We start from the raw sequence: 20,783 nt of genomic DNA on the forward strand, positions 1-20,783 counted from the left end.
TGGCCGAACACGCGGTCAGACCCGATCTTGGACTGAAAGCCAATCCCAGAGGTTTTCATGTCTCGTATCTTCAAGCTTGGCCTGAATTGCGTGGTTTTCCTGATGGCCGCGCATTTCGTGGCCACTCCCGGTTACGCCCAGCCTACACAGGTCGGCTCTGCCGGATTCATTTCGGTTGGCGGCAAACATCTAAGCTTTCACAAAAACGGCCGCCACAAGATAAACCGGTATTACGTGGCCCCGAAGGCCAAGTCATATGCCAAGCGGCCCAAGGCGCATATCAAAAAGCCGGCCCCGGTTTATCGATACACCGCTCCCAAACGGCGTGTCCTCGGGCATATCCCCTATGGGTCGGTCAAGCGACAGAAATTCAAGTCATTCAAGTTCAAGCATACCTACGGCCTCAAAAGGCACTAAACAGGGTTCGCGCAACGCGAAGAACGCAACCTATCCGATAGCCGCGAAATCGCAGGCAAGAAAAAACCGCCACAACTGGTGACGGTTTTTCCCGAAAGCGTACAGGCGGTCCGGGTCCGGGCCGCCTGCGAATGGCTTACTGAGTGATTGGGTCACAGACCGTCTGGCCAGCCTCGGTTGTGGCCAATTGATAACCACCCGGACAGCTGGGTGTGCCGGCTTTGTCATAGCTGGGCTGAACGTAAACAGGTGTCGGTTCTTCCTGCTGCGCACAGGCAGTCAGGATCAGTGCAAATGCGCCAACGGCAGCGAGTTTCAGTTTCATGTCCGTCAATCCTTTATTACTTTTCTGATATTGCCCAGCTTTTCGGGGCCAGGTTAAGAATACGGGCTGAACGGCAATCTGGCAACTGAATCGATCACGTCTTCGTGAGTCACAGCGAATCCATGCCAATCAAATGGCGCAATGATGTTCTTTGAGGCGTGAAACCTATTCTTCTGACTCCGGCGCCCTAAACTGTTGCAGCGAATTCAGCCAAAGACGGAGAAGCCATATGTCAAACGCGCCCATTGTTGCCCAGAAATCGCCATTACCGGTCGAGGTCGTCGAAGGGAAAACCTATTTCTGGTGCGCCTGCGGCAAATCCAGCCGCCAGCCGTTTTGCGACGGATCGCACAAAGGCACCGGGTCAGAGCCTGTGAAATATACTGCGGAAAGCAGCAAAAAGGTCTTCTTTTGCGGGTGCAAACACAGCTCGAAGCCGCCTTTGTGCGACGGAACGCACAACGGGCTTTGATCAGGTTTTCAACCCATTCAGTATCTCGGCATTGGGGCAAAAATCCGGGGCAGTGGTCGCTGTGCCCTGTTGCCGGGCAAGCCAAAACTCGCATTGCACATCACATCCGGCAGCGCGGCACCGTGTGACAAGCTCGGCGTATTTTTCGGGTGAAAGACGTCCTTCGGCCATCGCTTCGGTCATTGAAATGCCCATGCAGCGTGAAACTGAGCGTGTAAGCCAAAAGTGCTTTTCGATTTCCCCTAACGCGACCTGAGACATCAAGCGTTCTCCACCTGCTTGGTTTTGAGGGCGGCAAAGTATTTGCGATTCGGGCATGTCGATGGCGCCTGTTCAACCTGCTCGCGCCGTTCCAACCATTCCGGGCAGTCCTTGGCCCAAGAACAGCCGCGACACTGCCGCACGATTTCAGCCCATTCTTCCTGTTCCAGATGACCGTTCCGATAGGCCGCGGCCAAGTCGGTTCCGGTTGCTTGCCCCATACGCAACACCAAGCGCAGATGGGTCATGATTTCGCCCAGATGTGTCATGGCAGACCTTTGTGTCAAGGCAGGAGATTGTGAAGCAATTCCTGATTTCGGCAGTACTCGGGCGTACGCCGAGCAGATCCGGGATCGTTCAGCAAACTCTTGCAGTGATCCGGGTTCGGGCAGTCGGTACAGCGCAAAACAGCATCAGAGATCTGGTCCACGGAAACGGAACCATCAATGGCGGCTTCCTCAAGATCAATGTCCAGCATTCTGGCCATATCGTCCACCAATCCGGCATGCAGCCGCAGGGTCTCGTGGGAGGGCATGCTGTTTCCTTTCGCTTTGACGCTGTGTCCAAAGGGTAGCGCATCCGCGAAGGCAAACATTGACTCAGGTCAAGATTGGACGCCGATGTGATCCAGATAGGCCCGCGTGGCATCCTGAACACGGCGAAAGCGGTCCCCGCCCAGTTTCTTGCCGCCATACCAGCGCGTCACGATTATGACGTGATTTTTAAGCCCGGCGCGTTCGATCATCCGAAGGATCACCATGCCCGCGCCGCTTTCTCCGTCATCAGCTTTCAACGCGCCGGTCGGCAAGGCCGCGGCCCAGGTGTTGTGCGTGGCCTTGGCATAGCTCTTGTCGGATTTCAAATCGTTCAGAACCGCGTCGATTTCAGCCCGCGTCGTGACCTGCGCCCCGGACACCGCGTATTTCGAGCCGCGATCCGTCAGGACGACACCCAGGCATGTGAGCCGGCTCATTGGGACAAACCCAACTGCTCTGCCGTTTCCCGCACGATCTGCACACGTTGTGCATTTGGTGGGTGGGTTCCCAAAAACCTGTCACCGGGATCCGGGATGCGATCAAAGAACCTTGCCCCGACCAACGGATTGTATCCCGCATTATACGTGATGATGGTTCCCAACTGGTCTGCCTCCAGCTCAAAGTCTTTCACATAAGCCTGAACGCCGACCTGCGCGCCCAGCTTTTGCGCCTCTTCAATGGCGGCGGCGTCCCCGCCGCGCAACTCTGCCACCCGCCCGAACTCAGCCGCGCTGGCGCTGGCGATTTCGCTCTGCCTGGCGATATGCCCCAACACGTGGTGGGCTGCTTCATGCCCCATGACAAACGCCAGTTCATCCGCGTTCTGGGTAGACTCGATCATCGAGCGGGTGAATATGATCACCGGCTGCTTGTTTTCATCCAGCGTCTGGAATGCATTGACCGAAGCCTGTGGGTTCAAGTCGACAAGAATCCGAAAGTCGCAATTCTGCCCGGTCGTCTGTTTCAGACACTGTCTGCGGGCTTCCGCACCGACGGCCCGACTGACCTCTCGGAAGGTTTGCACCATCGGTTCGGCCTCTGGCTCATCCCCCAGCCATTCCTCGGCGGGTTGGACGCGCAAGGCCCCCTCTCCACATGCCGCAAGCAGCAGGGACAGCAATAAAACAAACCATCTGTGCATGTCATATCCTTTGAGACCGAATGGCCGTGATTTCAACATAGTACGACCGTGCCGGCGAAACCACACCGCCGGTTCAACGAACGGCTTGCATTGCGCCCCGGCGGCTTGCACTCTGGCCTCATGTTTACGATTGAGCATGAATTCGACTCGACGGTCATTACGCTTGTGGACGAAGGCGAACAACCTTTGCAGGAAGATGTGGTGATCAACAATTTCGCGGAATGCGTCACGCTGGAACAACTTGATCCCCGCACCGATCAAATACAGAAGATCACGTTGTCGCCCGAGCAGGTGCGGGATCTGGCGGCCGCGCTGGATCTGCCCGAAGGTGTTTATCAAATTCGCGAAACCGGACCTCAGGGGTCATAGGAAAACAGCTTGATCCGTGCGGCTTGCCCCTGCTTCAGCATCAGGGTCGAGGGCGCGACGCCAAGACATTCTGCAAGCAGCAACTGCACGGCCCTGTTGGCCTTGCCGTTTTCCGGCGGGGCCGTAACGGATACCTTGATCTGACCGTCTTCGACGCTCACCCGATCGCGGGCCGCCTTGGGCGTCACCTTCAGTTTGAAAACGGCCCCGGCCTGCGCCATCGCGCTGAGATCCGGCAGATCGCGCAGTTTGGGTTTCGCCATTGTCTCCTCTTTTTTCTCAAAGTCTTGCACGAAGCACGTCGTAATGAAATTGATCCACGCAATCCATTGGCGTGCCCTTGAAACGGGCAGAATACCGACCAAGATACAGAGTCTCGATGTAAAGGAAGTTAACATATGTCCCTGAAAAACCCCGCCGCTCTGGAGTTTTTGCAGTCGCGCCGGTCCCGGCCGGCCAAGACACTGGTTGCTCCGGCCCCAACCCGGGAAGAGTTGCTGCCGTTGCTGACGGCCGCAGCCCGCAGCCCCGATCACGGCAAACTGGAGCCCTGGCGGTTTATCGTTCTGGAAAAGGGCGCCATGCCACGCCTGGCGACCCTGACCGAGGCCTGCGGACAAAGGCTGAACAAAAGCCCGGAAGACATCGCCAAGGCGCGCAGCCAGTTCGATATGGGGCATCTGACCGTCGCGGTCATCGAGGTTCGCAAACAATCCGAAAAGATTCCGGCCATCGAACAATCCTACTCTGCTGGTGCGGTCTGCCTGGCGCTGCTGAATGCCGCGCTGGCTGCGGGTTGGGGCGCCAATTGGCTGTCGGGCTGGCAAACACATGATCGCGCGTTCTGTGTCGATGCTTTCGGGCTTGCCGAAAACGAACGCGTGGCCGGTTTAATTCATATCGCCACCGAGGGAGCGACCCCGCCGGAACGCCCCCGGCCCGACGTTGCCGCTTTGACAGAGTGGATTACGGAATGATCATCCTGAACGCCTTTTTCAGCGCACTTGGCCAGACCGGAGACCCCAGGTTTCGCGCCGTATTGCTGCGCGGCGTGGGTCTGACCATTCTGCTGCTGGTTCTGGCCTGTGCAGGTGCGATCTGGTTGATCAACTGGCTGTCAGGCAGCGAAATCTCACTGCCGTTTGTGGGGGCTGTGCCGTGGCTGAACGACGTTCTGAACTATTCCGGTATCGTGCTCGTCCTGATCCTGCCCGTTTTTCTGATGGTGCCGGTCGCGTCGGCCATCACCTCGATCTTTCTGGACGAGGTGGCACAGGCGGTTGAGGACAAGCATTTTCCGGCGTTGCCGCCCGCACGGCGCATCCCGGCCTCAGAGGCGCTTATGGACGGTCTCAGCTTCCTTGGCGTTCTGATTGTGGCAAACCTGCTGGCGCTGATCCTCTATGCGATTTTCACCCCGCTTGCGCCTTTCATCTTCTGGGCGATGAACGGATTTTTGCTGGGGCGTGAATACTTTACCCTTGCCGCGATGCGAAGGATCGGGCGCGATGGCGCGCGCAAGCTGCGGGCCAAACATTCAACGACGATCTGGGTGGCGGGCACATTGATGGCCATTCCGCTTTCAGTGCCGCTGGTGAACCTGGTGATCCCGATCATCGGGGCCGCCACGTTCACCCATATCTATCATGCCTTGTCAGGCCAAAAGGCCTGACGGGGATTACCTTGGCTCCAACTGGTTCAGCCAGTCGAAATCCCGCACCGAGATCACGCCCGACAGGATGATTCCGGCGATGATCGCCCACAGAACCACAGAGATACCGGTGGTGATCCACATCTTTCTTTTCATGTGATGCACTTCCGGCGCGCCCGCATGCGTGCCGGGAACGATGTCACCCAGATCGCCCTGGGTTTTGATGCGAATGGGCAGCACCACCAACAACGTCATGAACCAGATGACGGCGAACAACACCAGCGCGGCAGTAATGGTCATTTCAGGCCCTCCGGGGCTGGGGGTTATACCTGCTCCAGCTCGACCAGGCAGCCGTTGAAATCCTTGGGGTGCAGAAACAGAACCGGTTTACCATGCGCACCGATCTTGGGCTCACCTGATCCCAGAACACGGGCTCCGGTCGCTTTAAGATGATCACGGGCCGCGATGATATCCTCGACCTCGTAACATACATGGTGGATGCCGCCGGCCGGGTTCTTTTCCAAAAACCCGTTGATCGGGCTATCGTCACCCAGCGGATACAGAAGTTCGATCTTGGTGTTGGGCAGTTCGATGAACACGACCGTGACACCATGATCCGGCTCGTCCTGCGGCGCGCCGACTTTGGCGCCCAACGCGTTGCGGTATTGCTCGGACGCCGCCTCAAGATCCGGTACGGCAATGGCGACGTGGTTCAGACGTCCAATCATGTCTCACTCCTGCTGTCCTGCGTTGCATGGGTTATGGGGGCTGATCCGCCAAAGGACAAGTGCGCCAAATCGCGCGTTAACGTCGTGTTAGCCAGAAGTTCCTAACGTGAAGCATCTGCTGCATAGGAGAGCTGCCATGGACGATTCGGGCCTACTTGCCACCACCACCGCCGCGCCCACCGCGACTCGACCCTTGCTGGGTCAGACCATATTGGTTGTCGAAGACAGCCGGTACGCTTGCGATGCCATCCGCCTGATGTGCCTACACAGCGGCGCGCGCATTCGCCGTGCGGATTGCCTGAAATCGGCCCGAAGGCACCTACAGATCTATCGGCCTTCGGTCATCCTGGTCGATATGGGCCTGCCGGACGGTTCCGGCGCCGAACTGATCGCCGAATTGGCCGAGGCCACGCCCCGTATCAGTGTCATCATGGGCCTTTCGGGCGATGACGGCAGCGAAGACATGGCTCTGGCGGCCGGCGCGGATGGGTTTTTGTCCAAGCCGCTAAAATCAATGTCACATTTTCAAAAATCCATTCTGGAACGCCTGCCAGAGGACCGGCGGCCCAGCGGGCTTCATGCCGTACGCGATGAAATCATTCGCCCGGACCCTTTGGCTTATCAGGACGACATGGCCCATATCGCCGATGTGCTCGCAGGTCCCAACGATCACAGTACATTGGACTACGCCGCACAGTTCCTGCACGGCGTCGCGCGCGAGGCAAATGACAGGCCCTTGGCGGAAGCCGCGCGAAAGCTGGCATTTTCACGCGCGAACGGGACGCCGATCATGGCGCAGGCGGCGCAGGTTGCCGGGATGGTGCAGAACCGACTGGAACAGCGAGAGGCAATTTGAAATGGTGACAGCGTATTTCATCACTGCAACCCTTTTGTGCATCTGGCTGTACCGCCAAACACGGCAGGCCGCGCGTTCCATCCGCGTCAACCGAACCGATCTGAAAGACCCGCTGGACTGACACACGCTGCCTGCGTGAAAAATCCGCCCGCGATACGCGGGCGGTTTTTTTACTGGTCCTGAGGGATAATGCGAAGACCCAGCTCCATCAACTGATCCGAGGTCGGGTCCGAAGGTGCGTCCATCATCAGATCTTCGGCGCGCTGGTTCATCGGGAACATCATGACTTCGCGGATATTGGCCTCATCTGCCAGCAGCATCACGATCCGGTCGATACCAGCCGCGCATCCACCGTGTGGCGGGGCGCCGTAGTGGAAGGCATTGAACAGGGCACCAAAGCGGGATTTTACTTCATCCTCGCCATAGCCTGCCAGTCCAAAGGCCTTCAGCATGATTTCCGGCTTGTGGTTCCGGATCGCGCCTGAAACCAGCTCGTACCCGTTGCACGCCAGATCATACTGGTAGCCGCGCACATCCAGCGGGTTGCCCTGCAACGCGTCCATACCGCCCTGCGGCATCGAGAACGGGTTGTGTTCGAAGTCGATCGCGCCGGTTTCCTCGTCTTGCTCATAGATCGGGAAATCGACGATCCAGGCAAAGGCAAAACGGTCTTTTTCGGTCAGGTTCAATTCCTCACCGATCACGTCACGCGCCTTACCGGCAACCTTTTCAAAGGCTTTTGGCTTGCCGCCCAGGAAGAAGGCTGCATCGCCGACACCCAGACCCAGTTGCTGACGGATTGCCTCGGTGCGCTCGGGGCCGATGTTCTTGGCCAGCGGTCCCGCAGCCTCCATCCCCTCACCCTGATCGCGCCAGAAGATATAGCCCATGCCCGGCAGGCCCTCTTTCTGGGCAAAGGCGTTCATGCGGTCGCAGAACTTGCGGCTGCCGCCGCCCGGCGCGGGGATCGCGCGGATCTCGGTGCCTTCCTGTTCGAGCAGCTTGGCGAAGATCGCGAAACCGGAACCGCGGAAATGCTCGGACACCACCTGCATCTTGATGGGGTTCCGCAGGTCCGGCTTGTCGGTGCCGTACCACAGCGCCGCGTCCTTGTAGGAAATTTGCGGCCAGTCCTGATCAACCTTGCGACCGCCGCCAAATTCTTCGAACACGCCGGTCAGAACAGGTTGAATGACGTCGAACACGTCCTGCTGCTCGACAAAGGACATCTCGAGATCCAGCTGGTAGAAGTCGGTGGGGGACCTGTCTGCCCGTGGATCTTCATCTCGGAAACAGGGTGCAATCTGGAAATACTTGTCGAAGCCCGACACCATGATCAGCTGCTTGAACTGCTGCGGGGCTTGCGGCAACGCATAGAATTTGCCCGGATGCAGGCGCGATGGCACTAGGAAGTCGCGCGCGCCTTCGGGCGACGAGGCGGTGATGATCGGCGTCTGATACTCGCGAAAGCCCTGATCCCACATCCGTTTGCGCATGGACGCAACCACGTCCGAGCGCAAGGTCATGTTCCGCTGCATCGCCTCGCGGCGCAGGTCCAGATAGCGATAGCGCAGGCGGGTTTCCTCGGGGTATTCCTGATCGCCAAAGACCATCAGCGGCAATTCGTCGGCGGCCCCCAGAACTTCCAGTTCGCGTACATAAACCTCGATCTCGCCGGTGGGCAGTTTCGGGTTCACCAGGTCCGGGTCACGGGCTTTGACGGTGCCGTCGATGCGGATGCACCATTCGGACCGCACCTTTTCAAGCTCGGCAAAGGCGGCGCTGTCGCCGTCGCACAGGATCTGGGTTACGCCGAAATGGTCGCGAAGATCGATGAACAGCACGCCCCCATGATCTCGAACCCGATGCACCCAACCGGACAGGCGAACGGTTTCTCCGACATTGGCGGCGGTCAAGGCGGCGCAGTTGTGGCTGCGATAGGCGTGCATGGAATATCCCTTCGGGCGCAGAATTCGTCGCGCCGATACACCCTGTCAGCCCCGGAAAGTCAAGGCGGGTTGCCCCTTCAAAACGGCCTTTGCACATTGCCCGAGTAGAAATATACGCCCAGCCCCACCGCAAAAATGATATTGCCCGCAATCGCGTGCAGCAACACCGCATAGAAGAATGACCCACGCTGCCGGTAGGCCCATGTGAACAGCAGGCCGCCGGCGAATGTCATCAGTGCGACGATCCAGCTCCAGTACATCAGGTGCGCGAACGAGAATATGGCCGCGTTAAGCAGATAGGCCGCACGCCCATCCGGCAGGATCGCGTGATAGCGGCGAAAGAACAGAGGGCGGAACAGCAGCTCTTGCGGCAGCGCTGATAAAAGTGGATAGCCGACCCAGATGAAGGCCAGCATTTCGGGGCGGTGCACAAGCAGGAAGAACGCGGCATCCGGGCGCGTGATCTGAATCAGACCAACACAAAAGGCAGTCACGATGGCAGAGAACAAAGCCACCTCGCGCAGGGTCCAGTTGGCCCAGTCATAACGAAGTTCGGCCCATTGAAACCCGGGCGTCCGGTGCAATAGCACGATACCAAGCCCGGTCAGCGCAAACAGCGCCGGAAACATCCAGTTCGGAGGGAAAAGAACAGCGATCAGCAGCGGCAAGCCAATATAGAACAGGCCAAATTCCAGCCGCAGCCGTCGCAGTGCAACCGGCGGTCCGATCATCATGCTGTTTTTTGTCACCCGTCTATCAGCTCCACCTCGATCAGTCCGCGCAGTGAATTTCCGATCCGCACAGTTTGCGCATTTTTCAGGTCGGTCAAGGTCAGCACGGCTTCGATGACTGCTTTGTTTTCCAGCAGTTCTTCGCGCAGTATCCCCGGCAAGAGCCCACAGGACAAAGCGGGCGTCAGAACCCGGCCATCAGGCATTTCCATAAACAGGTTCGTGATGGTGCCTTCACAAAGCTCATCCAGTTCATTCAGAAACAACAGTTCGTCCACCCCTTCGGGCAGCGCTGCGCGCGCGGAATCATAGAGCGCACGGCGCGTGGTCTTGTGACGCAACCACAGGTCATTCGAAGCCAGACGTTGATCTGACAGAGCGACGCGCCAGATTCTGGGATTGTCCACCAGTTCGCCGGTCGACAGATCGAACGAGCCCGACACATCCAGCGTAAGGCGGCAACGCAGCGGGGTGTCACAAGCAGCGCCATTCAGTCTGGCGGTCGCTTCATCGGGGTTGAAAGGAATCTCGAACACCCGCGCAGTACGGGCCATTCGTGCAAGATGGCGGTCCAGCCTGACAAAGCCCTGATCCGGGCGGAAGGCCAGTGTTTCAATCAGGCTGAAATCAGGTTCAGCTGGCGGGCGAAGCGGGCTTTCCATAACGCCTCCTCATACTCTGACGGGGCGGTGCTGTCCCAAACGACACCGCCGCCTACGTTCAGAGTGGCCTGATCATCCTCAAGCATCAAGGTGCGGATGGCCACGTTGAACTCGGACCGACCATCCGGCGCGGCCCAACCAATCGTTCCGCAATAGATGTCGCGCGCCCATGGCTCCAGTTCCGCCAGAATTTCCATCGCGCGGATCTTGGGGGCTCCGGTGATCGATCCACAGGGAAACAGTGCGGTCAGTATTTCACCCAACCCAACGCATTTGTGCAGCTGCGCCCGCACCAGCGAGACCATCTGATGTACGGTGGCATAGGTTTCCACCCGGAACAGGTCAGGCACATGAACAGATCCGGGCAGCGCGACGCGGCTGATATCGTTGCGCAGCAAATCAACAATCATCAGGTTCTCGGCCCGATTCTTTTCGTCCGCGCTCAGAAAAGCCCGGCGGCGCGCATCCTCATCCGGGTCTTCACTGCGCGGTTGCGTGCCCTTCATCGGCCGGGTTTCGATCCGTCCACCCTCATCGGTGCGGAAAAATAACTCCGGCGAGCGGCTGAGCAGATCAGGCAGCCCATCCTGTTGCACCAGTGCTCCGTGGCCCACTGGCTGCCCCGCCGCCAGCGCGGCATAGAGCGTTTCGCTGTTGCCCGAGACGGTCAGATCAATCGGAAAGGTTAGGTTGGCCTGATAGATGTCGCCGGCACCGATGGCGTCATGCACGGCCCTGAAGGCCTTGCCGTATCGCGCGTCATCCCATCGTGGCCAGAATGCGCCCACTTCACCCGCAGGCGACGGAAGGGCGACCCGATCCGGTGCATCATAGACCCCAAAGCACAACAAAGGCAGGCGTCGTTCTTCCGGCAAAAGACCATTGAGCCGGGGTTCAAGCGCATAGCCCAGCTCGTAACTGGCATACCCTGCCAGCCAGGCACCAGCTGCGCGCGCCTCGTCCAATGCCGCCAGAGCCTGGGGCACGTCCTCCGCCACATCCGCGCGGATCACCTGAGACGGACGCTGAAACCGGGTTCCTCGCCCGGCCGGTCCCTGATCGAAACGAATACGCACTTGCATCCTCATTTGCCGTGAGGGGCCATATAGAGAATACTCTGCCAAGTGAAAGAGGGGAAAGCGGCAATTTCGCCCCTGTTTCCGATACCTCTTGCACCTTTTTGCGCGGTCCCTATAACGCAGGACAATTTGGGCGCTGGGGCGGTGCCCTGACTCGCGGACAATCGAAGGAACAAGGCCATGCCGAGAAGAACCGACATCCAGTCGATCATGATCATTGGGGCGGGCCCCATTGTTATCGGTCAGGCCTGTGAATTCGACTATTCCGGTGCTCAGGCCTGCAAGGCCCTGCGAGAGGAAGGATACCGGGTCATTCTGGTGAACTCGAACCCGGCGACGATCATGACCGACCCCGGTCTAGCCGACGCCACCTATATCGAGCCGATCACACCCGAAGTGGTCGCCAAGATCATCGAGAAAGAACGCCCTGACGCCCTGTTGCCCACCATGGGCGGACAGACCGGCCTGAACACCTCGCTGGCACTGGAAGAAATGGGTGTGCTGGAAAAATTCGGCGTCGAGATGATCGGCGCCAAGCGCGATGCCATCGAAATGGCCGAAGACCGCGCCCTGTTCCGCGAGGCGATGGACCGGCTGGGCATCGAAAACCCCAAGGCCGAGATCGTTACGGCCCCCAAGGACGAGAGCGGCAAGAAAGACCTGGACGCCGGTGTGGCGCTGGCCCTTGAAACCCTTGAAACCGTGGGGCTTCCTGCCATCATCCGCCCGGCCTTTACACTGGGCGGCACGGGTGGCGGCGTGGCGTATAACCGTGAGGATTACATCCATATTTGCCGCTCGGGTATGGATGCCTCGCCCGTGGGTCAAATCCTGATCGACGAAAGCCTACTGGGCTGGAAAGAATACGAAATGGAGGTGGTGCGCGACACTGCCGACAACGCCATCATCGTATGTTCCATCGAAAACGTCGATCCGATGGGCGTGCATACGGGTGACTCGATCACCGTGGCCCCTGCCCTCACGCTAACCGACAAAGAATACCAGATCATGCGCAATCACTCGATTGCCGTGCTGCGTGAAATCGGTGTCGAAACCGGCGGCTCAAACGTGCAATGGGCGATCAACCCGGTCGATGGCCGCATGGTCGTGATCGAGATGAACCCGCGCGTGTCGCGCTCGTCGGCGCTGGCATCCAAGGCCACCGGTTTCCCGATCGCAAAGATCGCTGCGAAACTGGCCGTGGGTTACACGCTGGATGAGCTGGACAACGACATCACCAAAGTCACCCCGGCCTCGTTCGAGCCGACCATCGACTATGTCGTGACAAAAATTCCGAAATTCGCCTTCGAGAAATTCCCCGGTTCCGAACCCTATCTGACCACCGCGATGAAGTCGGTGGGCGAGGCGATGTCGATTGGCCGTACGATCCACGAATCGATGCAAAAGGCACTGGCCTCGATGGAATCGGGCCTGACCGGCTTTGATGAGGTCGAAATCCCCGGCCTGAACGTGGGCCTCTGGGACGAGGCCGACGACAAGGCCGCCGTGATCAAGGCGATCAGCCAGCAGACACCCGACCGCCTGCGCACCATTGCACAAGCGATGCGCCATGGCCTGAGCGATGACGAGATTTTCGGCGTCACCAAGTTCGACCCTTGGTTCCTGGCCCGTATCCGCGAGATCGTCGAGGCCGAAGGTCAGCTCCGCAAGGACGGCCTGCCCGTCACCGAGGACGGCATCCGCAAGCTGAAAATGCTGGGATTCACCGATGCGCGTCTGGGCAAGCTGACGGGCCGTGATGAAGACAACGTCCGCCGAGCGCGCCGCAATCTGGGCGTTTCAGCGGTGTTCAAACGCATCGACACCTGCGCCGCCGAGTTCGAGGCGCAGACGCCTTACATGTATTCAACCTACGAAGCTCCGATGATGGGCGAGGTCGAATGCGAAGCGCGCCCGAGCGACAGGAAGAAGGTCGTCATTCTTGGCGGCGGCCCAAACCGCATCGGTCAGGGCATCGAGTTCGACTATTGCTGCTGCCACGCCTGCTTCGCGCTGACCGAAGCGGGTTATGAAACCATCATGATCAACTGCAACCCCGAGACGGTTTCGACCGATTATGACACTTCGGATCGCTTGTATTTCGAGCCGCTGACCTTTGAACACGTCATGGAAATCCTGACGAAGGAACAGGAAAACGGCACGCTGCACGGCGTCATTGTTCAGTTCGGTGGACAGACACCGCTGAAACTGGCCAACGCGCTCGAGGCCGAGGGCATCCCGATCCTGGGCACCACGCCCGACGCGATTGACCTGGCCGAAGACCGCGAGCGTTTTCAGGCGCTGATCAATGAACTAGGGCTGAAACAGCCCAAGAACGGCATCGCCTCGACCGACACGCAGGCGTTGGAAATCGCTGAGGAAATCGGCTTCCCGCTGGTGATCCGCCCGTCCTACGTTCTGGGTGGCCGCGCGATGGAGATCGTGCGCGACATGGACCAGCTGAAACGCTACATCAACGAGGCCGTGGTGGTCTCGGGCGACAGCCCCGTTCTGCTGGACAGCTATCTGGCTGGCGCGGTCGAGCTGGACGTGGACGCGCTGTGCGACGGCACCGATGTGCATGTGGCAGGCATCATGCAGCATATCGAAGAGGCCGGCGTGCACTCGGGCGATAGCGCCTGTTCGCTGCCGCCCTATTCGCTGTCGAAAGAGATCATCGCGCAGATCAAGGATCAGGCGTTCAAGCTGGCCAAGGCGCTGAACGTTGTCGGCCTGATGAATGTTCAGTTCGCGATCAAGGATGACGAGATCTACCTGATCGAGGTCAACCCGCGCGCTTCGCGCACCGTGCCGTTCGTGGCAAAGGCCACCGACAGTGCGATTGCGTCCATCGCCGCGCGTGTCATGGCAGGCGAAAAGCTGGCGAGCTTCCCGCAGCGTCCGCCCTACAAGACCGTGGACGACACCAAGATCGCAGATCAGATGACGCTGGCCGACCCGGACATGCCATGGTTCTCGGTGAAAGAGGCGGTCCTGCCCTTCGCCCGTTTTCCGGGCGTCGATACCATCCTGGGCCCGGAAATGCGCTCGACCGGCGAGGTCATGGGCTGGGACCGCGATTTCCCGCGCGCCTTCCTCAAGGCGCAGATGGGCGCGGGCATGGTGCTGCCGACTTCGGGCCGGGCCTTCATTTCGATCAAGGATGCCGACAAGGGCGCGGCGATGCTCGAGGCCGCACAAGTTCTGGTCGAACAAGGCTTCACGCTGGTCGCCACCCGCGGCACCCAAAGCTGGCTGGCGGAACAGGGTGTGCCATGCGACGTGGTCAACAAGGTCTATGAAGGCCGCCCAGACGTGGTCGACATGCTGAAAGACGGTCAGGTTCAACTGCTGATGAACACCACCGAAGGCGCGCAGGCGGTCGAGGACAGCAAGGCCATCCGGTCCATCGCGCTTTATGACAAGATCCCGTATTACACCACTGCCGCCGCAAGCCATGCTGCCGCTCTGGCCATCAAGGCGCAGGCCGAAGGGGATGTCGAGGTGAAATCCCTTCAGGGATAACCCGCCTGAGCCACAATTGGCTCATCAATGAACGAAAAGATGCGCGCCCGTTGACCTGAACTCAACGGGCGCGCATTTCGTTCAGGCATAAGGAGAATGAAACAATGCGCACATTTCTGGTTCTCGTAATCTTCACTGCACTGGCCGCCTGTGACGTGCCGTTTGTTCCTTTGATCTAACCTGATTGGACCCAGCTTTTCAGCTGGACCCACAAGAGGCCAGTGTTCAGGCTGCCAGCGCCTCGCGTTTTTCATCGCGCGCAAAGAAGAGCAGGTAGAACACCGGCGCGGCGACCATTGTCAGGACGGTCGCAAAAGCCAGCCCGCCCATGATCGTCACCGCCATCGAGACGAAGAACGCATCGGTCAGCAGCGGCGCCATGCCCAGAATGGTCGTGATCGCAGCCAGCATCACAGGGCGCAAACGCGAGACGGAGGCTTCGACGATGGATTCGCGCAGGGGTTTGCCCGTGGCGCGAACCAGGTCGATCTCTTCCACCAGCACGATGCCGTTCTTGATCAGCATGCCCGACAGGCTGAGCAGGCCCAGAAGGGCTGTAAAGGTGAAGGGCAGCCCAGTTCCCAACAGGCCGATGACGACGCCGTTGACCGACATCGGAACCAGCAGCCAGATGATGATCGGCTGACGGATCGCGTTGAACAGCAGGACCGAGATCAGCACCATGATCAGCAGGCTCAGCGGCAATTGTTTGCCCAGGCTTTCCTGCGCATCGCGCGAGTTTTCGAACTCACCGCCCCACTCCATCTTGTAGCCCGGTGGCAGTTCGATGGCCTCGATGGCGTCCCGAACTTCGGCGTGTACCTGAGCCGCCGTCAGGTCGGGCGGGATGTCCGCGCCGACAGTGATGGTCAGTACACGATCGCGGCGATGAACCAGCGTATTGAGGGATTTGTACTCGAATCCATCGACCATCTGTTCGATTGGTACAAATTTCCCGGACTGTTCCGAATACACCACCTGATCGACGATGGAATAATCTCCGTCCGCCGGACGACGCAGGATGATGGGGATCAGGCGGTCACGTTCCCGCAGCACACCGCCCGTGATGCCATCGGTCGAAAATTGCAGCGTGGCCGCAATATCTTCGCGCGTGACGCCCGCGGTTTGGGCCCGTTCCGTGGCATAGATCGGCTGCACCGCCAGTTCCTGTTCGCGCCAGTCATGATGAACGAGCAGGGCGTTGGGCGACGCCGCCGCCATGCGCTGCACGGCCTCGTCCGCAAGTTGTCGCAGTACCACCGGATCGCTGCCCGAGAACCGGGCCTGAATCGGATCACCGCCACCGGGGCCAAACACCAGGCGCTTGGTTCCGAACTCGCCTTCGGGGAACTGGACCGACCCGAACGCTTCCAGATCCGCTTGCAAGGCCGGGATGTCATCCAGACTTTCCGTACGGATGATCATGTGACCATAGCTCGGGTTCGGTTTCTCTGCCGAATAGGTCAGCATGAACCGGGTTGCCCCCTGACCGACGAATGTCGTGACCGAAACCACGTCATCGCGTTGGGTCAGCCAATCTTCGAAAACCGCCATGTCCTGTGCCGTGCGGGCAATCGGCGTGCCCTGAGGCAGCTTGTAATGCACAAAGAACAAAGGCGTGTTCGAGTTGGGGAAGAATTGTTGTTTCATCAACCCGAACCCGGCATAGCACGCAACGGTTACGCCGATGAGACCCGCAACAACCAGCCACCGGAAACGGAGCGCAAACCGCAGGATCGCGCCATATGTGCGGAACAGGATGCCCCCGTAGGCGTCGATCTCACCCTCCTTGCCCTGCTTGAAGAAATAGTGCCCCAGCAAAGGCGTGACCGTGATGGCAAGTATCCAGCTGAGCAGCAGCGAAATGCCGATCACCGCAAACAGGGAAAACAGAAACTCGCCCGTCGCATCCGGGCTGAGCCCGATCCCGGCAAAGGCCATGATGCCGATCACGGTGGCTCCAAGCAGGGGAATCTGGGTTTTTGACGCCACATCTTCAGCCGCATCGCGCGAAGGTTTTCCTCGCAACATCGCGATCTGCATCCCTTCGGCCACCACGATGGCATTGTCCACAAGCATACCCATGGCAATGATCAGCGCGCCTAGGGAAATCCGTTCCATCTCGATTGAGAACAGTGACATGAACAGAAGCGTGCCGACCACGGTCAGCAACAGGGTCGAACCGACGACGATGGCCGCGCGCCACCCCATGAAGATTCCCAGCACGGCGACCACGATGGCCACTGACATGGCCAGATTCACCAGAAAGTCGTTCGAGGCCTGCTCGACCACCACATGTTGCTGATAGATCGGCAGAATATCGACACCGAAGGGGATATTCGCATCCAGCTCGGCGAATTTGGCGTCAGCCCGCTTGCCGACCTCGACGATGTTTTCCGTCGCCAGAACGGCGATGCCGAGGGTAAAGGCTTCGGTCCCGTTGTAGCGGATCATGATGTCCGGATCGTTCTGACGGGCGCGATAGACATCGGACATGTCGAACAGGTTGATCACCTGCCCTTGCGAGCCGACAGACAGGCCCGCAATGGCCGAGACACTGTCCGAACCCTCGGCCGTCAGAATGGTGGTGCGGGCATCTTCAGACCGCAAAGACCCCGAGGAATTCACCGAATCCGCATTGGCTATGGCTTCGTTGATCGCTTGCAGCGGGACGTTCTGGTTCACCGAGATCGCCAGATCGGGCTCTACAAAAATCGCCTCGTCAGGCAGGCCCTGAACCTCGACATCGGCGACGCCGTCCACGGTCAGCAGTTCGCGACGCAGAAACGTTGCCAGTTCATGCTTTTCGGCGTCCGAAAACCCTTCGGCAGTCACCGCATAGAACAGGCCGAACACATCACCGAACCCGTCATTCACATAGGGTTGGCTGACACCCGACGGAAGCCCGCGGGCGGCATCGCGCACCTTGGCCCGCAGGCGGGTCCAGATATCGGGCAGTTCGGTCCCGTCGTAGGTCGACTTGATTTCTACTTCGATCAGCGATTGTCCGGGTTGGTTGACCGAGGTGATGACGTCCACCTCGCCCATCTGCTGGATCGCGGATTCAAGGGGTTCGGACACTTCAAGCGCCACCTGTTCCGCCGTGGCACCGGGATATTGCGTGGCGATGACCGCGTTCTTGATGGTGAAAGCCGGGTCTTCCAAACGACCAAGCGACGTGAATCCCCAGATGCCACCGAAGAGGGCAATGAGGATGATCAGCCATGTGTAAAGCGGTCGATCAATCGAGGCGCGCGCGATGTTCATCTGTCTGCCCCTCAGTTCGCGAAGCCGGTGAACCGGCGCACGGGCTGACCGTCTGTCAGCACAGCACCGCCAGCCACAACAACTTCGTCACCGTCGGACAAGCCTTTCAGCACCCGAACATCGCCCGACTGCGTGGGTTCGATTGTCACCGGAACGCGGCGGACCGTGCCTTCATCCGCGCCAGCGGGAGAGAACACGATGACGCTCAGTTCACCTGTTGCATCCGCGATGACGGCCGTCGCCGGCACGACGATGCCTGTGCGCTCATCCTGGACCTTTACGTTGACTGTGACGGACGAGCCGGGAAGAATTTGAAGCCCCTCGGGCGGGGTCAGGCCGAACTGAATGCGGAAGGTCTGCCCGACGCTTGAGGTTTCAGCGTCGAATTCACGGATTTCCAGCGGGAAGACTTCATCACTAACGGGGAATTTGGCGGTGATGGTGATATCGTCGTTCTGGCCCGAGCGTTGAAACAGGATCTCGGGCACATCCACCTCGATGCGCAATTCGGACATGTCGTGGATGCGGACGATCGGCGTGCCTGCCGATACGGTGGTGAAAGCCTCGACCGCGCGGCTGGAGACCAGCGCGTCAAATGGTGCGGTCAATGTCGCGTGTTCCAGTTCGTATTCGGCATCGCGCAGTGCGATCGCGGCCAGTTGCGCTTCGGTCTCTGCGTCATCGACCGCCACCTGGCTGGCCGTGGTGCCCCGCAAACGCGACAGGCGTGCGACGGTTCGGTCAGCCTGTTCCTTTTGCAGCTGCGCCCGTTCGAGCCGCAGTTCGAACGGCTCCTGATCCAGTCGCGCAATCAGGCCGCCTTTGGGGATGACAAACCCTTCGTTGACCGGCATTTCGACGATCTGACCGGCGACCTGAAAGGCAAGATCGACCGTCTGCCGCGCTGCAACACGACCGAAGAACTGGCGGGTGAAGCCGGGCGTTGTTTCGCGCACCTGCATCAGCTTGACCGGTTTCGGAGTATCTTGAGCGGCAATCGGAGTTGCCAGAACGGCCAGTGCAAGGCCCAGAGAGGTCAGGAGTTTCATTTCTTCAGTCCCTCGGGAATTCCCGTTTTCAAAACGTTGTCACGGATTTTGCGCGCCAGTCGCGCGAATTCGGCTGTTTCTTCGTCGTTCAGGCCCGAGGCCCTGTGAAACAGGTCTCCGGCCTCGGCCACCAGCATGTTGCGGGCTTCTTCACCACGCTCGGTCAGCACCAGCAACCAGGCGCGGCGGTCTTCCGGGTCACGCTCGCGCGTGAGATAGCCGGCTTTTTCCAGCGAATCCGCGGTGGCGGTGATTGTGGACGGTACACTCAGCATATCCGCAGCCAGAACCCCCATGCGTTTCGGCTGATCCAGCTTGATCAGCATATGGCATTCGGGGTGGCTCAGGTCGGTTTCGATGCTGTCGAATGTCTCTTCCAGTTTCCAGTACAGGGCATATACACCCATGATCGCCTGAATCTCGGGGCTGAGGCGGCCAAGCCTGGTGCTGATATCGTCGGGCATCGGGGATCTCCGCGCGTTTGGAGGGGTCATATACTTCAGTTTCTGAACCATTCAAGATATGAAGCTACAGCTTTGCGCACATTCCCTTAGGTCAACATACCTTGATCAAATCACACCATGATTGCATTTTGGGCAAATCCGAAACATTCAGGGCTCGCCATGTATACCCCCGCCATCACCGGTACCGGTGTCTTTACGCCTCAGAACGTCATCACCAATGCCGAGCTTGTCGAAGCATTCAACGCTTATGCCGACAAACAGAACGCCAAGAATGCCGAAGCCATCGCCGCCGGACAGATGGAGCCGATGCAGCATTCATCGGAAGAGTTCATCGTCAAGGCATCGGGGATCGAAAACCGCTACGTGATGGACAAGAGCGGCGTGCTGGACCCGGACGTGATGCATCCACTGCTGCGGCAGCGCAGCGATGATGAACCCGGCATCATGACCGAAATGGCGGTGGATGCCTGCAACAAGGCGCTGGCACAGGCGGGGCGCACGGCGGCGGATGTTGATCTGGTAATCTGCGCGGCTTCGAACCACGAGCGCGCCTATCCGGCGATTGCGATCGAAATCCAGCAGGAACTGGGGATCAACGGGTTCGGCTTTGACATGAACGTCGCCTGTTCGTCAGCCACGTTCGGCATTCAGGCCGCGGCGGACATGGTGCGGTCGGGATCGGTGCGGGCGGCGTTGGTGGTGAACCCCGAAATCTGCTCGGGCCATCTGGAGTGGCGCGACCGCGATTGCCATTTCATCTTTGGCGATGTGGCGACGGCAACGCTGATCGAACGGATCGAAGATGCACAAGGGCCGCATTTCGAAATCCTATCGACACGCTGCGCCACTGCGTTTTCCAACAATATCCGCAACAACAACGGCTTTCTGCGCCGCTCGCGCCCTGATGGGCTGACTGACCGGCGCGACATGCAGTTCATGCAGAACGGTCGGAAAGTATTCAAGGAAGTACTGCCGATGGTCAGCAAGCATATCAGCGACCACATGGATGCCGAAGGGGTCGGAAACTCTGATCTGAAACGCCTGTGGCTGCATCAGGCCAACAAGACGATGAACGACTTCATCGGCAAGAAGGTTCTGGGCCGCGAACCCGAGCCGGGCGAGCAACCCAACATCCTTCAGGATTATGCCAACACGTCATCTGCGGGGTCGATCATCGCGTTTTCGAAGTATTCCGACGACTTGCAGGAAGGTGATCTGGGCCTGATCTGTTCTTTCGGCGCCGGGTATTCCGTCGGTTCGGTGATCGTGAAGCGCCACGCCTGACGGTTGATCTTGTCTGG

The 20,783-nt window shown here is 59.2% G+C and carries 24 protein-coding genes; 8 read left to right on the forward strand and 16 right to left on the reverse strand.

What is annotated here, in order from left to right; genetic code table 11:
• Nucleotides 1-57: 57 nt before the first annotated feature.
• Nucleotides 58-417: a hypothetical protein gene (locus tag GS614_RS06855; RefSeq protein ID WP_171725810.1), complete on the forward strand. Its 360-nt coding sequence runs from the start codon at nucleotides 58-60 to the stop codon at nucleotides 415-417.
• A 136-nt stretch (nucleotides 418-553) separates the two neighbouring features.
• Here GS614_RS06855 and GS614_RS06860 read toward each other — a convergent pair whose 3' ends face one another.
• Nucleotides 554-742: a hypothetical protein gene (locus GS614_RS06860; protein ID WP_050604769.1), complete on the reverse strand. Its 189-nt coding sequence runs from the start codon at nucleotides 740-742 to the stop codon at nucleotides 554-556.
• Between the two features lie 229 nt (nucleotides 743-971).
• Here GS614_RS06860 and GS614_RS06865 point away from each other — a divergent pair, with 229 nt between their 5' ends.
• Nucleotides 972-1,214 carry a CDGSH iron-sulfur domain-containing protein gene (locus tag GS614_RS06865; protein ID WP_171725811.1) on the forward strand — a complete coding sequence of 81 codons (243 nt, stop codon included), beginning with the start codon at nucleotides 972-974 and terminating at the stop codon, nucleotides 1,212-1,214.
• Here the strand turns inward: GS614_RS06865 and GS614_RS06870 are convergent, their stop codons facing one another.
• The 5 genes from GS614_RS06870 to GS614_RS06890 form a co-directional block, all read right to left on the reverse strand.
• A complete protein-coding gene (locus GS614_RS06870; RefSeq protein WP_371807909.1) occupies nucleotides 1,215-1,532 on the reverse strand; it encodes a DUF6455 family protein in 318 nt (105 codons plus the stop codon). It lies immediately after the preceding gene.
• On the reverse strand, nucleotides 1,475-1,744 hold the full coding sequence (locus GS614_RS06875; RefSeq protein ID WP_171725812.1) for a DUF6455 family protein: 270 nt from the start codon (nucleotides 1,742-1,744) through the stop codon (nucleotides 1,475-1,477). The genes GS614_RS06870 and GS614_RS06875 overlap by 58 nt, the downstream gene beginning before the upstream one ends.
• Before the next feature lie 14 nt (nucleotides 1,745-1,758).
• Nucleotides 1,759-2,010: a DUF6455 family protein gene (locus GS614_RS06880; RefSeq protein ID WP_171363901.1), complete on the reverse strand. Its 252-nt coding sequence runs from the start codon at nucleotides 2,008-2,010 to the stop codon at nucleotides 1,759-1,761.
• 69 nt (nucleotides 2,011-2,079) lie between these two features.
• A complete protein-coding gene (locus GS614_RS06885) occupies nucleotides 2,080-2,448 on the reverse strand; it encodes a YigZ family protein (protein WP_171118710.1) in 369 nt (122 codons plus the stop codon).
• Nucleotides 2,445-3,152 (reverse strand): M48 family metallopeptidase, encoded by a 708-nt coding sequence (locus GS614_RS06890; RefSeq protein WP_152458954.1) that lies wholly within the window; start codon nucleotides 3,150-3,152, stop codon nucleotides 2,445-2,447. Before GS614_RS06890 ends, GS614_RS06885 begins: the two co-directional genes overlap by 4 nt.
• Nucleotides 3,153-3,272: 120 nt before the next feature.
• Here GS614_RS06890 and GS614_RS06895 point away from each other — a divergent pair, with 120 nt between their 5' ends.
• Complete coding sequence (locus GS614_RS06895; RefSeq protein ID WP_170346090.1) at nucleotides 3,273-3,521, forward strand: hypothetical protein; 249 nt, start codon at nucleotides 3,273-3,275, stop codon at nucleotides 3,519-3,521.
• Here the strand turns inward: GS614_RS06895 and GS614_RS06900 are convergent.
• Nucleotides 3,509-3,784 (reverse strand): DUF167 domain-containing protein, encoded by a 276-nt coding sequence (locus GS614_RS06900; protein WP_171168874.1) that lies wholly within the window; start codon nucleotides 3,782-3,784, stop codon nucleotides 3,509-3,511. The genes GS614_RS06895 and GS614_RS06900 overlap by 13 nt on opposite strands.
• Nucleotides 3,785-3,919: 135 nt before the next feature.
• Here GS614_RS06900 and GS614_RS06905 point away from each other — a divergent pair, with 135 nt between their 5' ends.
• Together GS614_RS06905 and GS614_RS06910 are read left to right on the forward strand one after the other, a co-directional pair.
• Nucleotides 3,920-4,498, forward strand: a complete 579-nt coding sequence (locus GS614_RS06905) for a nitroreductase family protein (RefSeq protein ID WP_171725813.1) — start codon at nucleotides 3,920-3,922, stop codon at nucleotides 4,496-4,498.
• On the forward strand, nucleotides 4,495-5,193 hold the full coding sequence (locus GS614_RS06910; protein ID WP_171329297.1) for an EI24 domain-containing protein: 699 nt from the start codon (nucleotides 4,495-4,497) through the stop codon (nucleotides 5,191-5,193). The genes GS614_RS06905 and GS614_RS06910 overlap by 4 nt, the downstream gene beginning before the upstream one ends.
• Before the next feature lie 6 nt (nucleotides 5,194-5,199).
• On the opposite strand, the gene GS614_RS06915 is transcribed toward GS614_RS06910, so the two are convergent.
• On the reverse strand, nucleotides 5,200-5,472 hold the full coding sequence (locus GS614_RS06915) for a DUF1467 family protein (protein WP_117867937.1): 273 nt from the start codon (nucleotides 5,470-5,472) through the stop codon (nucleotides 5,200-5,202).
• A gap of 23 nt (nucleotides 5,473-5,495) precedes the next feature.
• Nucleotides 5,496-5,900 (reverse strand): methylmalonyl-CoA epimerase, encoded by a 405-nt coding sequence (mce, locus tag GS614_RS06920; protein ID WP_170346086.1) that lies wholly within the window; start codon nucleotides 5,898-5,900, stop codon nucleotides 5,496-5,498.
• A gap of 136 nt (nucleotides 5,901-6,036) precedes the next feature.
• Here mce and GS614_RS06925 point away from each other — a divergent pair, with 136 nt between their 5' ends.
• A complete protein-coding gene (locus GS614_RS06925) occupies nucleotides 6,037-6,756 on the forward strand; it encodes a response regulator (protein ID WP_171168878.1) in 720 nt (239 codons plus the stop codon).
• 170 nt (nucleotides 6,757-6,926) lie between these two features.
• On the opposite strand, the gene aspS is transcribed toward GS614_RS06925, so the two are convergent.
• The 4 genes from aspS to GS614_RS06945 all read right to left on the reverse strand — a co-directional run bounded on the left by aspS (nucleotide 6,927) and on the right by GS614_RS06945 (nucleotide 11,180).
• Nucleotides 6,927-8,705 (reverse strand): aspartate--tRNA ligase, encoded by a 1,779-nt coding sequence (gene aspS / locus GS614_RS06930; protein WP_171725814.1) that lies wholly within the window; start codon nucleotides 8,703-8,705, stop codon nucleotides 6,927-6,929.
• A gap of 77 nt (nucleotides 8,706-8,782) precedes the next feature.
• On the reverse strand, nucleotides 8,783-9,454 hold the full coding sequence (locus GS614_RS06935) for a CPBP family intramembrane glutamic endopeptidase (protein WP_367397120.1): 672 nt from the start codon (nucleotides 9,452-9,454) through the stop codon (nucleotides 8,783-8,785).
• A complete protein-coding gene (locus tag GS614_RS06940; RefSeq protein WP_171725815.1) occupies nucleotides 9,451-10,098 on the reverse strand; it encodes an aminotransferase class IV family protein in 648 nt (215 codons plus the stop codon). The genes GS614_RS06935 and GS614_RS06940 overlap by 4 nt, the downstream gene beginning before the upstream one ends.
• Entirely contained in the window at nucleotides 10,053-11,180 is a 1,128-nt protein-coding gene (locus GS614_RS06945; protein WP_171725956.1) for an aminodeoxychorismate synthase component I, read from the reverse strand. The genes GS614_RS06940 and GS614_RS06945 overlap by 46 nt, the downstream gene beginning before the upstream one ends.
• A gap of 177 nt (nucleotides 11,181-11,357) precedes the next feature.
• Between GS614_RS06945 and carB the strand changes: the two genes are divergently transcribed.
• Nucleotides 11,358-14,702 (forward strand): carbamoyl-phosphate synthase large subunit, encoded by a 3,345-nt coding sequence (gene carB, locus GS614_RS06950; RefSeq protein WP_171725816.1) that lies wholly within the window; start codon nucleotides 11,358-11,360, stop codon nucleotides 14,700-14,702.
• A gap of 225 nt (nucleotides 14,703-14,927) precedes the next feature.
• Here carB and GS614_RS06955 read toward each other — a convergent pair whose 3' ends face one another.
• The 3 genes from GS614_RS06955 to GS614_RS06965 are packed head-to-tail and all read right to left on the reverse strand — an operon-like array spanning nucleotide 14,928 to nucleotide 19,482.
• The gene (locus tag GS614_RS06955) at nucleotides 14,928-17,969 is read right to left on the reverse strand and encodes an efflux RND transporter permease subunit (protein WP_171725817.1); all 3,042 of its coding nucleotides are present in this window, start codon (nucleotides 17,967-17,969) and stop codon (nucleotides 14,928-14,930) included.
• An 11-nt stretch (nucleotides 17,970-17,980) separates the two neighbouring features.
• Entirely contained in the window at nucleotides 17,981-19,018 is a 1,038-nt protein-coding gene (locus GS614_RS06960; protein WP_171725818.1) for an efflux RND transporter periplasmic adaptor subunit, read from the reverse strand.
• The gene (locus GS614_RS06965; RefSeq protein ID WP_152458966.1) at nucleotides 19,015-19,482 is read right to left on the reverse strand and encodes a MarR family winged helix-turn-helix transcriptional regulator; all 468 of its coding nucleotides are present in this window, start codon (nucleotides 19,480-19,482) and stop codon (nucleotides 19,015-19,017) included. Before GS614_RS06965 ends, GS614_RS06960 begins: the two co-directional genes overlap by 4 nt.
• Nucleotides 19,483-19,641: 159 nt before the next feature.
• Here GS614_RS06965 and GS614_RS06970 point away from each other — a divergent pair, with 159 nt between their 5' ends.
• Nucleotides 19,642-20,766 carry a beta-ketoacyl-ACP synthase III gene (locus GS614_RS06970; RefSeq protein WP_171168891.1) on the forward strand — a complete coding sequence of 375 codons (1,125 nt, stop codon included), beginning with the start codon at nucleotides 19,642-19,644 and terminating at the stop codon, nucleotides 20,764-20,766.
• Nucleotides 20,767-20,783: the final 17 nt, after the last annotated feature.

The sequence above is a fragment of the Ruegeria sp. HKCCD6604 genome (assembly GCF_013110635.1).
Taxonomy (GTDB): Bacteria; Pseudomonadota; Alphaproteobacteria; order Rhodobacterales; family Rhodobacteraceae; genus Ruegeria.

Excerpts from the sequence above, each read along its gene's own strand:
- GS614_RS06855 (WP_171725810.1), top strand. The coding sequence starts at position 58 with ATGTCTCGTATCTTCAAGCTTGGCCTGAATTGCGTGGTTTTCCTGATG.
- GS614_RS06860 (WP_050604769.1), bottom strand. The coding sequence starts at position 742 with ATGAAACTGAAACTCGCTGCCGTTGGCGCATTTGCACTGATCCTGACT.
- GS614_RS06865 (WP_171725811.1), top strand. The coding sequence starts at position 972 with ATGTCAAACGCGCCCATTGTTGCCCAGAAATCGCCATTACCGGTCGAG.
- GS614_RS06870 (WP_371807909.1), bottom strand. The coding sequence starts at position 1,532 with ATGCCCGAATCGCAAATACTTTGCCGCCCTCAAAACCAAGCAGGTGGA.
- GS614_RS06875 (WP_171725812.1), bottom strand. The coding sequence starts at position 1,744 with ATGACACATCTGGGCGAAATCATGACCCATCTGCGCTTGGTGTTGCGT.
- GS614_RS06880 (WP_171363901.1), bottom strand. The coding sequence starts at position 2,010 with ATGCCCTCCCACGAGACCCTGCGGCTGCATGCCGGATTGGTGGACGAT.
- GS614_RS06885 (WP_171118710.1), bottom strand. The coding sequence starts at position 2,448 with ATGAGCCGGCTCACATGCCTGGGTGTCGTCCTGACGGATCGCGGCTCG.
- GS614_RS06890 (WP_152458954.1), bottom strand. The coding sequence starts at position 3,152 with ATGCACAGATGGTTTGTTTTATTGCTGTCCCTGCTGCTTGCGGCATGT.
- GS614_RS06895 (WP_170346090.1), top strand. The coding sequence starts at position 3,273 with ATGTTTACGATTGAGCATGAATTCGACTCGACGGTCATTACGCTTGTG.
- GS614_RS06900 (WP_171168874.1), bottom strand. The coding sequence starts at position 3,784 with ATGGCGAAACCCAAACTGCGCGATCTGCCGGATCTCAGCGCGATGGCG.
- GS614_RS06905 (WP_171725813.1), top strand. The coding sequence starts at position 3,920 with ATGTCCCTGAAAAACCCCGCCGCTCTGGAGTTTTTGCAGTCGCGCCGG.
- GS614_RS06910 (WP_171329297.1), top strand. The coding sequence starts at position 4,495 with ATGATCATCCTGAACGCCTTTTTCAGCGCACTTGGCCAGACCGGAGAC.
- GS614_RS06915 (WP_117867937.1), bottom strand. The coding sequence starts at position 5,472 with ATGACCATTACTGCCGCGCTGGTGTTGTTCGCCGTCATCTGGTTCATG.
- mce (WP_170346086.1), bottom strand. The coding sequence starts at position 5,900 with ATGATTGGACGTCTGAACCACGTCGCCATTGCCGTACCGGATCTTGAG.
- GS614_RS06925 (WP_171168878.1), top strand. The coding sequence starts at position 6,037 with ATGGACGATTCGGGCCTACTTGCCACCACCACCGCCGCGCCCACCGCG.
- aspS (WP_171725814.1), bottom strand. The coding sequence starts at position 8,705 with ATGCACGCCTATCGCAGCCACAACTGCGCCGCCTTGACCGCCGCCAAT.
- GS614_RS06940 (WP_171725815.1), bottom strand. The coding sequence starts at position 10,098 with ATGGAAAGCCCGCTTCGCCCGCCAGCTGAACCTGATTTCAGCCTGATT.
- GS614_RS06945 (WP_171725956.1), bottom strand. The coding sequence starts at position 11,180 with ATGCAAGTGCGTATTCGTTTCGATCAGGGACCGGCCGGGCGAGGAACC.
- carB (WP_171725816.1), top strand. The coding sequence starts at position 11,358 with ATGCCGAGAAGAACCGACATCCAGTCGATCATGATCATTGGGGCGGGC.
- GS614_RS06955 (WP_171725817.1), bottom strand. The coding sequence starts at position 17,969 with ATGAACATCGCGCGCGCCTCGATTGATCGACCGCTTTACACATGGCTG.
- GS614_RS06960 (WP_171725818.1), bottom strand. The coding sequence starts at position 19,018 with ATGAAACTCCTGACCTCTCTGGGCCTTGCACTGGCCGTTCTGGCAACT.
- GS614_RS06965 (WP_152458966.1), bottom strand. The coding sequence starts at position 19,482 with ATGCCCGACGATATCAGCACCAGGCTTGGCCGCCTCAGCCCCGAGATT.
- GS614_RS06970 (WP_171168891.1), top strand. The coding sequence starts at position 19,642 with ATGTATACCCCCGCCATCACCGGTACCGGTGTCTTTACGCCTCAGAAC.